The 14,074-nt window shown below is 64.3% G+C and carries 13 protein-coding genes and 1 tRNA gene; 10 read left to right on the forward strand and 4 right to left on the reverse strand.

Translation table 11 applies throughout. From position 1 onward, the window contains the following. Nucleotide 1 precedes the first annotated feature (1 nt). Nucleotides 2–1,672 (forward strand): DNA repair protein RecN, encoded by a 1,671-nt coding sequence (gene recN, locus DBV10_RS02150; RefSeq protein WP_124510172.1) that lies wholly within the window; start codon nt 2–4, stop codon nt 1,670–1,672. Further along, entirely contained in the window at nt 1,672–2,535 is an 864-nt protein-coding gene (gene rapZ / locus DBV10_RS02155) for an RNase adapter RapZ (RefSeq protein ID WP_124510174.1), read from the forward strand. Before recN ends, rapZ begins: the two co-directional genes overlap by 1 nt. Nucleotides 2,536–2,570: 35 nt before the next feature. Here rapZ and mutY read toward each other — a convergent pair whose 3' ends face one another. The 3 genes from mutY to mutM all read right to left on the reverse strand — a co-directional run bounded on the left by mutY (nt 2,571) and on the right by mutM (nt 6,540). Continuing rightward, nucleotides 2,571–3,656: an A/G-specific adenine glycosylase gene (mutY, locus tag DBV10_RS02160; protein WP_124510176.1), complete on the reverse strand. Its 1,086-nt coding sequence runs from the start codon at nt 3,654–3,656 to the stop codon at nt 2,571–2,573. Next, on the reverse strand, nt 3,653–5,614 hold the full coding sequence (locus DBV10_RS02165; RefSeq protein WP_124510178.1) for a dynamin family protein: 1,962 nt from the start codon (nt 5,612–5,614) through the stop codon (nt 3,653–3,655). Before DBV10_RS02165 ends, mutY begins: the two co-directional genes overlap by 4 nt. A gap of 107 nt (nt 5,615–5,721) precedes the next feature. Next, entirely contained in the window at nt 5,722–6,540 is an 819-nt protein-coding gene (gene mutM, locus DBV10_RS02170) for a bifunctional DNA-formamidopyrimidine glycosylase/DNA-(apurinic or apyrimidinic site) lyase (protein WP_124510180.1), read from the reverse strand. A 29-nt stretch (nt 6,541–6,569) separates the two neighbouring features. Here mutM and DBV10_RS02175 point away from each other — a divergent pair, with 29 nt between their 5' ends. From DBV10_RS02175 to pth, 7 genes are all read left to right on the forward strand, one after another. Next, nucleotides 6,570–8,348 carry a tetratricopeptide repeat protein gene (locus DBV10_RS02175; protein ID WP_124510182.1) on the forward strand — a complete coding sequence of 593 codons (1,779 nt, stop codon included), beginning with the start codon at nt 6,570–6,572 and terminating at the stop codon, nt 8,346–8,348. Next, a complete protein-coding gene (locus DBV10_RS02180; RefSeq protein WP_124510184.1) occupies nt 8,348–8,884 on the forward strand; it encodes a lipoprotein insertase outer membrane protein LolB in 537 nt (178 codons plus the stop codon). Before DBV10_RS02175 ends, DBV10_RS02180 begins: the two co-directional genes overlap by 1 nt. 45 nt (nt 8,885–8,929) lie before the next feature. Continuing rightward, entirely contained in the window at nt 8,930–9,787 is an 858-nt protein-coding gene (ispE, locus tag DBV10_RS02185; protein WP_124510186.1) for a 4-(cytidine 5'-diphospho)-2-C-methyl-D-erythritol kinase, read from the forward strand. 30 nt (nt 9,788–9,817) lie between these two features. Then, nucleotides 9,818–9,894 (forward strand) — tRNA-Gln (locus tag DBV10_RS02190). A 47-nt stretch (nt 9,895–9,941) separates the two neighbouring features. After that, a complete protein-coding gene (locus DBV10_RS02195; protein WP_015012772.1) occupies nt 9,942–10,916 on the forward strand; it encodes a ribose-phosphate pyrophosphokinase in 975 nt (324 codons plus the stop codon). Nucleotides 10,917–11,078: 162 nt separating this feature from the next. Further along, nucleotides 11,079–11,714, forward strand: coding sequence for a 50S ribosomal protein L25/general stress protein Ctc (locus DBV10_RS02200; protein ID WP_124510188.1), 636 nt, complete (start codon nt 11,079–11,081; stop codon nt 11,712–11,714). 197 nt (nt 11,715–11,911) lie between these two features. Further along, complete coding sequence (pth, locus tag DBV10_RS02205) at nt 11,912–12,520, forward strand: aminoacyl-tRNA hydrolase (protein WP_124510190.1); 609 nt, start codon at nt 11,912–11,914, stop codon at nt 12,518–12,520. 128 nt (nt 12,521–12,648) lie between these two features. On the opposite strand, the gene DBV10_RS02210 is transcribed toward pth, so the two are convergent. Continuing rightward, the gene (locus DBV10_RS02210) at nt 12,649–12,906 is read right to left on the reverse strand and encodes a YfhL family 4Fe-4S dicluster ferredoxin (protein ID WP_124510192.1); all 258 of its coding nucleotides are present in this window, start codon (nt 12,904–12,906) and stop codon (nt 12,649–12,651) included. A gap of 204 nt (nt 12,907–13,110) precedes the next feature. Here DBV10_RS02210 and DBV10_RS02215 point away from each other — a divergent pair, with 204 nt between their 5' ends. Next, on the forward strand, nt 13,111–14,073 hold the full coding sequence (locus DBV10_RS02215; protein ID WP_124510194.1) for an ABC transporter permease: 963 nt from the start codon (nt 13,111–13,113) through the stop codon (nt 14,071–14,073). Nucleotide 14,074: the final 1 nt, after the last annotated feature.

Raw genomic sequence — 14,074 nt, forward strand, 5'->3', positions numbered from 1 at the left:
CATGGCACTCCGGCGAATCACACTGCGTGATTTTGTGATTGTCCAGGCCCTGGAGCTGGAACTCCAGCCCGGCTTCACCGTGCTGACCGGCGAAACCGGGGCAGGCAAGTCCATTCTGATCGATGCATTGCAGTTGGCCCTGGGAGCGCGCTCAGACGCCGGGGTGGTGCGCGAGGGCAGCCCCCGCACAGACATTTGCGCAGAATTCGATTGCCCAAAACATGTTCGGCCTTGGCTGGAAGAAGCCGGGTTTGATTCAGACGACATGCTTTTGCTGCGTCGCACCGTGGACACCCAGGGCAAAAGCCGCGCCTGGATCAATGGAACCCCCGCCACGGCAGCACAGTTGCGCGCGCTGGGCGACATGCTGCTCGACATCCACGGACAACACGCCTGGCAAAGCCTCACGCGCCCCGAATCGGTACGCGGACTGCTTGACGCGTTTGCGGGCACCAGCATGACCGACACCCTGGCCCGGTGGTCACAATGGCGCGCAGACCAGAAAGCCCTGCAGCAGGCACGCCAGGCCCAGGCCACATTGCAGCAAGAGCGCGAACGCCTGCAATGGCAAATCAGCGAAGTGGAAAAGCTGGCCCCCGCTCCCGCTGAATGGGATGAGCTGGATGCCCAGCACAAGCGGCTGTCGCATGCGCAGGCACTTCTGGATGCGGCCGACGGAGCCATCCAGACCCTGCAGGCCGACGAGGCCGGGGCACTCGGTGCCCTGACGCAGGCCCACCTGCTCCTGCAGGCCCAGGAGCACATCGAACCCGAGTTCGCCAATCTGGCCGACATCCTCGCGTCGTGCCTCGCGCAGGCCAACGACGTGGTCCATTCCCTGCATGCGTACCTGCGGCATGCCGACATCGATCCACAGCGCTTGGCCGAACTCGATGCCCGCATGTCGCAGTGGATGACCCTGGCCCGCAGGTACAAGCGTCCGCCCGCAGAGCTACCCGCCCTGCTGCAGGACTGGAAGGCTGGGATGCGCCAACTGGACGCAGCCACCGACCTGGAGCAATTGCAAGCCGCCGAGACGGCCAGCGCCAAGGCCTACCAGGCCGCAGCACGGGCGCTGTCGCAGGCGCGCGCCAAGGCGGCGCCCAGGCTGTCGGCAGCCATCACCCAGGCCATGCAAGGCCTGGGCATGGAGGGTGGAAGGTTCGAGGCGTCCGTGACCCGTGCCCAGGAGCCCGCAGCCCATGGCATGGATGAAGTGGTGTTTTTGGTGGCCGGCCATCCCGGCATGAGCCCCAAGCCGATTGGCAAGGTCGCCTCCGGCGGCGAACTGTCACGCATCTCTCTTGCCATCTCGGTCACCACAAGCGAGCTGGGCATGGCCCCCACCCTCATCTTCGACGAGGTGGACTCTGGCGTGGGCGGCGCCGTCGCAGAAACCGTGGGCCGGTTGATGCAGCAGCTGGGCAGTGACCGCCAGGTCCTGGCCGTGACCCACCTCCCCCAGGTCGCAGCCTGCGCACACCACCATCTCAAGGTGGCCAAACGCAAGAGCCCGGCCGGAACCACCAGCACGGTGCTGGCGGTCCAGGAAGAACAGCGTGTGGCCGAGATTGCACGCATGCTGGGCGGCGAACGGTCAACTGACACCACCTTGGCCCATGCCCGCGAAATGCTGAACAACGTGGCGACGAGCCTGGGAGTGGAGGACTGATGGCGCTTGAGATTGTTCTGATCACGGGGATGTCGGGCTCAGGCAAGTCCGTGGCCCTGCACGCCCTGGAGGATGCCGGGTACTACTGCGTGGACAACCTGCCGCCCGAGCTGCTGCCCGCCTTCGTGGCGCTGGAGCATCGCCACCACGGCAACCGCGTAGCCATCGCCATGGACGTGCGCAGTGCGACTTCGCTGCACCAGGTGCCCCAGGAGTTGCATCGCCTGCGCAACCAGGGCGTGGCCGTGCAATCGATTTTTCTGGATGCCACCATCGATACCCTGGTGCGCAGGTTCTCCGAAACGCGCCGCCGCCACCCCCTCTCCCATGACGACCTCCAGCAAGGGCGGCGGGCCCTGGTGCAGATCATTGAACTGGAGCGCGAGCTGCTGGCCGACCTGCGCGAGCAGTCGCATGTCATCGACACCAGCACGATACGGGCGTCGCAGCTGCAAAGTTACGTCAAGGGCCTGATGTCCACCGCGCAAGGGCAGCTGACCCTGGTGTTCCAGTCCTTTGCGTTCAAACGCGGTATCCCCATGGATGCAGACTATGTGTTCGATGTGCGGATGCTGCCCAACCCCCATTACGAGCCGGCACTGCGTGACCTGACGGGGTTGGACCAACCCGTCGCTGACTTTCTGCACCACCAGCCCGACGTCAGCCTCATGCGCGCCCACATCGCACAGTTCCTGGCACATTGGCTGGACATGCTCGACAGAAACCACCGCAGCTATGTCACGGTCGCCATTGGCTGCACTGGCGGGCAGCACCGCTCGGTCTATCTGGTGGAAAGGCTCGCCGAGGCCTTCAGCGACCGCTGGACGGCGCTGAAGCGCCACCGTGAACTCGACGGCCGATAGACGGACGCGCCGGGCTGAGGATCAGCCCCGGCCCCTCACCACAACCGGGCCTGGGTCGCGTCCAGCAGCTTGCGGATGGGAGCGGGCAAACCCACCAACGGCCATTGGTCCGGCCCCAGCCACTCGCCCTCCCCCATGACACCCCCCCCGAAGTCCCCGCTGATCATCACCGGATGGAGATGCAGGTCCCGGTGCGTGAGCACGTGCAAGAAGGGAGGCAGCTCTTCCTGCACATGCCGTGACGGATCACCAAGACCCGCCACAAACGCGGCACACGCAGCCGCATCGGAAAAGACCGGCACGCAATGCATGCCTGCCCAGATGCCCGTTGCAGGGCGCCGCTGCAGCCAGACACGGCCTCGGCCGTCACGGACAATCGCCAACTGCCACGACTCGGATCGGCGGGCCAGCTTGCGCGTCCTGACAGGATAGCGCTCGGGGTCGCCATCCCTGAACGCTTTGCAGGACTCCACCAGGGGACAAGCAGAACAGCGGGGCGCGCGCGGGGTGCAGACCGAAGCACCCAGGTCCATGAGCCCCTGGGTGTACCGCGGCATGGCATGAACCAGGTCTTCTGTGGGCAACAGCGCCTGTGCCAGCCCCCACAGCAGGCGCTCGTTGGCAGCCGACGCCATGTCCTTGTCGAAACCCAGCCAACGCGTCAGCACCCGCCGCACGTTGGCATCCAGGATCGGCACCCGCTCTGAAAAACAGAAAGCGGCAATGGCCCCCGCTGTCGATCGGCCAATGCCTGGCAGGGTCGCCAGCACCTCCGCCGTGCGAGGAAATGCCCCTCCGTGGTCGGCCATGACCTGCTGCGCGCACCGGTGCAGATTGCGTGCCCGGCTGTAATAGCCCAGGCCGCTCCAGAGCCCCATCACCTCGTCCTGGGGCGCGTTTGCCAAGGCGCTGACGTCAGGAAACCGCGCCAGAAACCGCGCGTAGTAGTCCAGCACAGTGCTGACCTGGGTCTGCTGCAGCATGATCTCTGACAGCCATACGCGATAGGGGTCTCGGGTCTGCTGCCACGGCAGGTGGTTGCGGCCATGGGATGCCTGCCATGCCACCACGCGCTCGCCAATCGACACGGAAATGCGCGTGCCCTCTGCGGACCCACTCATGCCGACACAAGGTGCACGTCGGAGGCTGCAGGCTCCAGGCCCGGCACGGCAATCAGCTGGGAGGTGAGCTCCTGCAGCCTGCGTTCCAACAGACCCAGCGCCTCTTCACCCGCCTCGATTTCCGAAATACGCTCCACCAGCCCGCTGGCCGCTTGCTGGATGCGGTCCACCGCTTCAATGCGGCGCGCAAAACTGCGGCGGCGCTCGCGCAATTGCGCATCCAGTTGCGCCGTGGCCGACTTGCTCCACAGCTCCAGATCGTTGGCCGCAGATTCATACACCGTGCGCAGCCGCATGGCCAGGGCCCGCACCAGCCGCTCGGCAAACTCGGGCTGCGCCAGCTTGAGCGCATTGCCCACCCCCAGGTACTGCAGGTGGCTTTGTTCGATCTGGTTCAGATCGTGCGCAAAATGCTCCAGCTGGGGAGGCGTGGGCACCTGGAGCGAGAACCCGAACTCGGCATTGAGCTGCCGAAAAGTCCCGCCCAGCATGGCCTGGATTTCCGTGCCGGAGGCCTGCGCCTTGTCCAGCGTACCGCGCAGCTTGTCGAAGGTCTGGACGTAGATCTTCTTGACGCCCAGTTTGAGGCCCTTTTGCTGCAGCGTCTGCGCCAGCTCTGAGAGCTCGGCCTTGAGCGCCTTGGCACCCAGTTGCTGGAACACATCCCGCAAAAGCTTCAGGTGCACAGCGCGCACGGCCTGGATCTTGGCGGTGCTCAGATCGAATTCGCGCTGTTCCTGCTCGATGCGGTGGCGCATGGATTCGATCACCGAGGCGTTCTTGCCCCGCAGGCTGCGCAGCTCGGCCATCTGGTCGTCGAGGTCACGGCGCCGGATGTTGATGACCCGCGCGGTCTCCGTGCGCAAACTGGCGACCCCTGCAGCAACTGCCGCGCGCAAAATGGAGCGGCGTCGGCCCATGATGCCCTTGGCCAGCGCCTCCTCCAGCACGGGCAGCCCGCTGGACTCCAGCAAAAGATCGTCTGCCGTGATCTTGGCGACCAGCCCCTTCTGGGCCGACACCGGCACCACCCTGTCCAGAGGCACCCCAAGCATTTCTGCGGATGTGCTGCACTGGCGCTCCATCTGGGACTGCACCTGCTCGGCACTGTTCAACGTGTCCCACAGGGTATCGATCTTGTTCAGCACCACGAGCCGGGCATCCATGCTGTCGGACGAGATCGCCAGATGCTCGCGCCAGATGGACAGGTCGGAGCGGGTGACACCGGTATCGGCGCTCAGGATGAAAACCACCGCATGCGCCTGGGGGATCAGGTTGACGGTCAGCTCGGGCTCGGCCCCCACCGCGTTCAGGCCCGGCGTGTCCAGAATCACCAGACCCTGCTTGAGCAGCGGATGGGGAATATTGATGATGGCGTGCCGCCACATGGGCACTTCCACCAACCCCTGGGCATCGGGCACGGGGTTCTCATCGGTCAGTTCATCGTGCCAGAAACCCAGCGCACGGGCGTTGTCGAGGCTGACCTTGCGCACCTCGGCCACCTTCTCCAGCGCCTTGGCGATCTGGTCCGCGTTGCTGACGTCCAGGGGAATCTCCGTCCAGCGCTCGGTCTTCACCCGCCACTCGGCCAGGCCCTGCATCTGCAGGCGTGTCTCAATGGGCAGCAGCCGCAGGCTGGGTGCGACTGAGGCGTCATACCCCAGCTCCGTCGGGCACATGGTGGTGCGGCCTGCGCTCGCAGGCATGATGCGGCGCCCATAGTCGGCAAAAAAGATCGCGTTGATCAGCTCAGACTTGCCACGGGAAAACTCCGCCACAAAGGCCACCATGACCTTGTCGCTGCGGACCTGCTCCTCCAGGCGATGCAGCCGTTCCTGCACGGCGGCGTCCATGAGGTCATGCGAGGACATCCACTCGGCCAGCCGCTTGAGCTGCTGGGCGAACTCCCGCCGCCAGGCGCCATGCTGGTCGAACTGTTCGTTGAATGAAGGTCCCACTTTGCTCCCACAGATCTATGAATGGCCTACAGGGTAGACATACACAAAATATAGCATCGACCGCATGCGGGCTGTCGTGCCCCCGAGATTGGACGCCTTGCGAGCCCCTATGAACGCTGGCACTGGGGACAGAAGTAGCTGCTTCGCTGCCCCTGCCGCAGGAGCCGTATTGCCGTGCCACACACATGGCAGGGAGCCCCATCGCGCCCATACACATTGGCGGCCGTCTGAAAATGCCCGGCCATGCCATCGGCACTCGAAAAATCCCGCAATGTGCTGCCCCCCATGTCCACGGCGCGTGCCAGCACCACGCGAATGGCCTCATGCAACCGGCGCACCCGTTCGGCGCCGATGCGGGCCGACACCGCCGTGGGCCGGATGCCCGCCATGAAAAGCACCTCGGATGCATAGATGTTGCCCACCCCCACCACCAGACGCCCCGCGAGCAACAGCTGCTTGATCGGCATCCGGCTCTTTTTCAGCCCGGCTTGAAAAGCAGGCAGATAGAAGGAGTCCGACAGCGGCTCCATGCCCAGCGCCCCCAGCAGCTTCACCGCCTGCGGGCTGTGCTCGCCGCCGGGCGCAAAGACCACGGCGCCAAACCGGCGCGGGTCGTGCAACCGCAAGGTGCCTTGACTGGTCACGAGGTCAAAATGGTCATGGGGGCCGGCGGGCGGCAGCCCGTGGCCAAAGCGCAGGCTGCCTGACATCCCCAGGTGGATCAGTAAAAGCCCTTGGCTGGTGTCGGCCAGCAAATACTTGCCCCGCCGGCGCAGCACCAGCACCTGCTGCCCCACCAGGGACAAGGGGTCACAGCCCAAGGGCCAGCGCAGGGGCTTGCCCAGAACCACGGCTTGAATACGCGCCCCAGCAATGGCTTCGGCAAAGCTGCGGCGGGTCACTTCCACTTCGGGCAACTCAGGCATACAAAACGCCGGGCAACGGCTTCACAGGCATGGATTATTATGACCCGATGGTGCTATTTCACAGCCTTCGAACCGCCGCATTGACCACCCTTGTGGCGGTGGCCGCCCAATCAACATGGGCCCAACAACCCCGCAGTGACGACCGCGCCACCACCGGCGGCCCTCCGGTGACCTCCCATCCGGCCCTCGACGCCGAGCTGTTCTACGAGATCTTTCTGGGAGAGATCAGCGCGCGCACGGGTGATCCCGGCGCCGGCTATGCCTTCATGCTGGAAGCCGCACGCCGGAGTGCTGACGGCCAGCTCTACCAACGCGCGGCAGACATTGCTCTGCAGGCCCGCTCCGGCGAGTACGCCCTGGCCGCAGCCAAGGCCTGGAAAGAAGCACTGCCGCAATCGCGCGAGGCCAACCGCTACGTGCTGCAGATTCTGGTCGCCCTCAACCGGATCGGCGAAACCCCCGACCTGCTGCGCCAGGAGCTCGCACAGTCCCCCGCCCGCGCCAAGGCCACCACGCTGTCTGCCCTGCCCCAGATGTATGGGCGCGCCAGCGACAAGGCGCTGGCTGCCAAGGTCGTGGAACAGGCCCTGGTGGACGAGCTGACCAATCCCGCCACAGGCCCTGCCGCCTGGGTCGCCCTGGGGCGCCTGCGCCTGGCGGCGGGCGACAAAAGCGGCGCCTTGAACGCGGCAAGCAAGGCGCAGAGCCTGGACAACGCCAGCGAAGATGCCGCACGGCTGGCCCTGGAGCTCATGGACGAAAACGTACCGGAAGCCGAGCCAATCGTGGCTCAGGCACTGACCAAGCAGCCCGTTCCCGAGTTGCGCATGGCATATGCGCGCGTGCTGCTGGGCCTGCAGCGCTACCCGGAAGCCAGCCACCAGCTGGAAGCCGTGACCCAGGAAAAGCCCGACCTCGCGGAAGCCTGGCTCGTGGTCGCCACGCTGCAGTTCCAGGACAACCGCCTGCCCGCTGCCGAAGCCTCACTGCAGCGCTTCATGGACCTGTCCTCGACCGCCCCGGATGCCGAGGCACGGCAAAAGAGCCTGACCCAGGCCTACTTGCTCTACGCGCAAATTGCCGAGAAGAAGAAGGACTTCGCAACCGCCGAGGCCTGGCTGGGGCGCATTGACAATGCAGAAGAGATTTTTGGCGCCCAGACCCGCCGCGCTTCGTTGCTGGCGCGCCAGGGCAAGCTCGCGCAAGCGCGGGCGTTGCTGCGCAACCTGCCAGGCTCCTCAGCCGACGACAAGCGCATGAAGCTGTCGGCCGAAGTGCAACTGCTGCGCGAGCAGCGCTTTTACAAAGAGGCCTACCAGGTGCAGGTCGAACTGGTGGCACTGGCCCCGGACGACGCCGAACTGGTCTACGACCAGGCGATGCTGGCAGAAAAAGTGGGCAAACCAGGCACCATGGAGCAATTGCTGCGGCAGGTGATTGCCCACCATCCGCAGTACCACCACGCCTACAACGCACTCGGCTATTCGCTTGCAGACCGGGGCCTGCGGCTGGCAGAGGCCAAGCAGCTGATCCTGAAGGCACTGGAGTTCGCCCCCAACGACCCTTTCATCATGGACAGCCTCGGCTGGGTGGAATTCCGCCTGGGCAACAAGGCCGACGCGAGGCGCCATCTGGAAGCCGCCTACAAGGCGCGCCCCGATGTGGAAATTGCGACCCACCTGGGCGAGGTCCTGTGGAGCATGGGCGACAAAGAGGGAGCATCCCGGGTCTGGAGAGAAGGACAGCGCGTCAGCCCTGACAACGACACACTCAAGGAAACACTCAAGCGCCTCGGGACCGCCCTCTGATGCAGGCCACCCGCAACACGCCTGGGCATGGCACGCGCGCACTGTCACAGTCCTCCTTCCGATGGGTAGCGGGGTGGCTTGCACTGTGCCTGCTGTGGCTGGCGGGCTGCGCCCAGCCCGCCCCCAGAACCAGCGCCGAAGCAGACAGCTGGAGCGGGCGAATTGCACTGCAGGTCGAAGGGCAGGCATCCCAATCCTTCTCGGCCCTGTTCGAGCTGCAAGGCAGCGCCGACAAGGGCAGCCTCGTGCTTCTCAGCCCCCTGGGCAACCGCCTGGCGCAACTGGACTGGGGCGATGGCCATGCCCAACTGCTGAGCGGGCAGGACACGCGCAGCTCGGACTCACTGGATGCGCTGGTGCAAGAAGTGACGGGCACACAGGTCCCCATTGCGGCTCTTTTCAGCTGGCTCCATGGCACCCAGGCCACGACAACGGGCTGGCAGGCCGATCTGTCGGGCATTGCGGACGGGCGACTGATCGCACGCCGCGACAGCCCTGCGCCGCAAGCCACGTTGCGCATTGCACTGACTCGGTAGCACAACGATCCGCCGCCCCCGCCCCCCTTTTTTTTTGACTCTGCGATGCAAGCGCTGTACGACGTTCCGGCCCCGGCCAAACTCAATCTCTTTTTGCACATCACCGGGCGCCGTGCCGATGGCTACCACCTGCTCCAGTCGGTCTTCATGCTGGTGGACTGGTGCGACACCCTGCATTTCGAGCGCCGCACGGACGGCCTCCTCACGCGGGAGGACCTGGGCCCCGCCCTTCCCGAAATGGACCTGACGCTGCGGGCCGCGCATGCACTGCAGTCCGCCACAGGCTGCACGCTGGGCGCACACATGGGCGTTCTCAAGCGCATTCCTGCCCAGGCAGGCATGGGTGGCGGCTCTTCCGACGCCGCCACCGCACTGCTGGCCTTGAACCGCCTGTGGGGCCTGAACCTGTCCCGCACGGCACTGGAAACGATCGGCTTGCAGCTCGGCGCAGATATTCCTTTTTTTTTACGCGGCCACAACGCTTGGGTGGAGGGAATTGGTGAGACAATCACGCCGCTTGAGAAATCACAGCAACTACCGCAAGCGCGCTTTGCCATCGTGAAGCCCGCAGCAGGTTTGGAGACAAAATTAATTTTTTCGTCACCGAATTTGAAACGCGATTCAGATAGTGCTACAATCTTAGGCTTTGCTGCAGAACACTTTGACTTCGGTCGAAACGACTTGCAGCCGGTTGCTCAGGCTCTTTGCCCGGAAGTCACACAAGCCATCGAATGGCTCAGAGACCACGGATTACAGGCTAGAATGACAGGCTCTGGAAGCGCAGTGTTTGCGCAAATGTCACATGACATGGACTTGAGTGATGCCCCCAAGGGCTGGCAAGTCAAAGCATGTGAAAACCTGATGATTCATCCTCTGGCAGGGTGGGCATCAGACGAGAATTAAGGTTGACTGCTTTCGGCAGTTGACCTGTGTAGGGGAGTCGCCAAGCTGGTTAAGGCACCGGATTTTGATTCCGGCATGCGAAGGTTCGAATCCTTCTTCCCCTGCCAAATATTTTCTCGCGTACGGGCTTATTTTTCAGATTGCTGGGACTCTCATGCAAGCCAACCACCCCGACTTCATGGTTTTCACCGGCAATGCCAATCCTGGCATGGCAGCTGAAATCGCCCAGCACCTCGGCACCACCCTCGGTGCAGCCGACGTGGGTCGTTTCTCTGACGGTGAAGTCACCGTCGAAATCAAGCAAAACGTGCGTGCGCGCGATGTTTTCGTGGTGCAGTCCACCTGCGCCCCCACCAACGAAAACCTCATGGAACTGCTGATCATGGTCGATGCGCTCAAGCGTGCATCGGCAGAGCGCATCAGCGCCGTGATCCCCTACTTCGGCTACGCCCGCCAGGACCGCCGCCCCCGCTCCACCCGCGTGCCCATCACCGCCAAGGTCGTGGCCAACATGCTCCAGGCCGTGGGCGTGGCCCGCGTGCTGACCATGGACCTGCACGCCGACCAGATCCAGGGCTTCTTCGACATCCCCGTGGACAACATCTACGCCTCCCCCGTTCTGCTGGGCGATCTGCGCCAGAAGAACTACGAGGACCTGATCGTGGTGTCCCCCGACGTGGGCGGCGTGGTGCGTGCGCGTGCCCTGGCCAAGCAGCTGGGCTGCGACCTGGCCATCATCGACAAGCGCCGCCCCAAGGCCAACGTGTCGGAAGTCATGCACGTGATCGGCGAGATCGAAGGCCGCAACTGCGTGATCATGGACGACATGATCGACACCGCCGGCACGCTGGTGAAGGCGGCCGAGGTGCTCAAGGAGCGTGGCGCCAAGAGCGTGTATGCCTATTGCACCCACCCCATTTTCTCGGGCCCTGCCATTGAACGCATCGCCAAGGGCACGGCCCTCGATGAAGTGGTAGTGACCAACACCATCCCCCTGAGCGACAACGCCAAGGGATGTTCCAAGATTCGCCAGCTTTCCGTGGCCCCGCTGATCGCAGAAACGATCCAGCGCATCGCCAAGGGGGAGTCGGTCATGAGTCTGTTCTCGGACCAGGACAACCTGTTCTGACACGCGCCCCTCGGGGAGCGTTGCAGCCGGATTGCACGCAAGCCTCCTTCGGGAGGCTTGTCTGTTCGAGAGCATTGCGCAGGCCTGCCGCCACCGTGGCGACACAGGTCTTTTTTCAACGGGGTATGGCTGGTCGCGGTCGACCCTTTTCAGGAGCTAACTATGAACTTCGTCGCTTTTGAGCGCGCCAAGCAAGGTACGGGTGCGAGCCGCCGTCTGCGCAATTCGGGCAAGACGCCTGGCATCGTCTACGGTGGCACCACCGAACCCCAACTGATCGAGATCGACCACAACGCCCTGTGGCACGCCCTCAAGAAGGAAGCCTTCCACTCCAGCGTGCTGGACATGGAAGTTGCCGGCGCAACCGCCAAGGTGGTGCTGCGTGACGTGCAATACCACCCCTACAAGCAACTGGTGCTGCACATCGACTTCCAACGCGTGGACGACAAGACCAAGCTGCACCTGAAGGTGCCACTGCACTACAGCGGCGCTGAAGAGTCCAACGCCGTCAAGGTGGACAAGTGCATGGTCAACCCGATCGTGAACGAACTGGACGTGACCTGCATGCCTTCGGACCTGCCCGAATTCATCGCCGTGGACCTGTCCAAGCTGGAAAAGGGTGCCTCCCTGCACCTGAAGGACGTCAAGCTGCCCAAGGGCGTGACGGCCAAGATCCGTGGCGGCCAAAACAACAACCCCGTGCTGGTGTCCGTCGTGCCTCCAGTCGTGGTGGTGGAAACCCCTGCTGACGCCGCTCCTGCTGCAGACGCCAAGGGCAAGGGCAAGGGCAAGAAGTAATCTTCCGATTGCTGCTCAGCCTGGCCAGCGCGCCCTGCGGCGCTGGCCGCCCAACGGCCCACCTTGCGTGGGCCGTTTTGTTTTTGCAGGCAACAACACGCACATGGCATGCCATGCCATGGCACGGCGCGCACACACAGACGGGCAAGGCCCCCGGCGGCGCCCATCCACTGCCTTCTCCCACGGATAATCCGCAGATGATCAAGCTGTTTGTTGGCCTGGGAAACCCAGGCCCCGACTACGAGGCCACCCGCCACAACGCCGGTTTCTGGTGGATTGACGCCCTGGCGCGCGAACTCAAGACCACCCTGGTGCCCGAGCGCAGCTACCACGGCTTCGTGGCGCGCACGACCGTGCACGGCCAGAGCGTGTGGCTGCTGCAACCGCAGACCTTCATGAACCTCTCGGGCAAATCGGTGGCGGCACTGGCGCGGTTCTTCAAGATCCTGCCCGAGGAAATCCTGGTGGTGCATGACGAACTGGACATTGCCCCCGGCCAGGTCAAGCTCAAACGCGGCGGCAGCCATGCCGGACACAACGGCCTGCGCGACATCCACGGCCAGCTGGGCTCCCCCGACTATTGGCGCCTGCGCATCGGCATCGGCCATCCCGGGGTCAAAGGCGAAGTGGCGAACTGGGTGCTCAAGAAACCCTCCCCCGAGCAGCGCACGCTGATCGAAGACTGCATCGCACATTCCCTCAAGGCCTATCCCGCCCTGCTTGCGGGCGAGATGGACAAGGCCACCCTGCTGATCCACACCACCAAACCACCCCGCCCCAAGCCCCCCCGCCCTGCGGAAGACTGACAGGCCGGTACGCCACAAAAGCAAAAAAGCGCCTTCCAAAGAAGGCGCTTTTGCTATCAATTCAATAACTTATTAGACACATCCTACAAGCGGTAGCAGCCACACAGGGCCCATGCCCCACGCGCCCCTCAGGCCGATGCGCCGGCCTGCAGGCGCTGGAACTTCTGCCACAGCGTCTCGCGGTTTTCCACATGCTGCGGGTTCACCGGGATGCAGGCCACGGGGCAGACCTGCACGCACTGGGGTTCGTCGAAATGCCCCACACATTCCGTGCATTTGCCCGGGTCAATCTCGTAGATCTCCTGCCCCAGGTAGATCGCCTGGTTCGGGCACTCGGGCTCGCACACATCGCAGTTGATGCACTCGTCGGTGATCATCAGCGCCATACGGCCTCCCTGGGCACGGGGCCAGACACAAGGGCAAGGGGGTACGCGGCGCAGTTCATGCTCCGTATTATCCCGCGCGGTGGCATGTGCCTTGCGTGCCACACTGCAACCCACCACCGCCGACGGGGATGTTTTTACCGTTATGCTGTGTATACACATTAATTTTGACGCACCCGCGCCCCACCCTCTTCCCACGCCTCCTCCATGGGTCTGTTTTTCCTCAAACGGTTTGCCACCCTTCTGGCCACGCTGATCGGCGCATCCATCGTCGTGTTCCTGGTGCTGGAGATCCTGCCGGGCAACGCCGCCCAGATCCTGATGGGGCCCGACGCCTCGCCCGAGGCCGTGGCCGCGCTGGCCAGCAAGCTGGGGCTGGACCAGCCCGCCAGCCTGCGCTACTGGCAATGGGTCAGCGGACTGGTGGTGGGCAACATGGGCGACAGCTATGCCTACAGCTCGCCCGTGCTCGACCTGGTGCTGGAGCGCCTGGCCCTCACCGTGCCCCTGGCCCTCATGGCCATGGTGATCACCACGGTGCTGGCCCTGGCGGCCGGTGTGTATGCGGCCTCCCGCCACAACAAGCTGGGCGACGTGGGCGTGATGGGGCTGGCGCAGATCGGCATTGCCATCCCCAATTTCTGGTTCGCCATCCTGCTGATCCTGCTGTTCTCGGTGAAGCTGCAGTGGTTCTCGGCCGGCGGCTTCCCCGGCTGGACCGAAGACGCGGGCGGCAGCCCGCTCGAAGCCCTCAAGGCCCTGCTGCTGCCCGCGATTGCCCTGGCCGTGGTGCAGGCCGCCATCCTCGCGCGCATCACGCGCTCGGCCGTGCTGGAGGTGCTGCGCGAAGACTTTGTACGCACCGCTCGCGCCAAGGGCCTGTCGCAGCGCGCGGCGCTCTGGGGCCATGTGCTGCGCAACGCGATGATTCCGGTGATCACCGTGATGGGGCTGCAGTTTGCCAACCTGCTGGCGGGCACCATCGTGGTGGAGAACGTGTTCTACCTGCCGGGCCTCGGCCGCCTGATCTTCCAGTCCATCTCCAACCGCGACCTGATCGTGGTGCGCAACTGCGTGATGTTGCTCGCCGCCATGGTGGTCATCGTCAACTTCGTCGTGGACATCCTCTACGCCGTGATCGACCCCCGCGTCAAAGCCAGCGACATCTGAT

This window comes from Acidovorax sp. FJL06 (genome assembly GCF_003852545.1).
Lineage (GTDB): Bacteria > Pseudomonadota > Gammaproteobacteria > Burkholderiales > Burkholderiaceae_C > Acidovorax.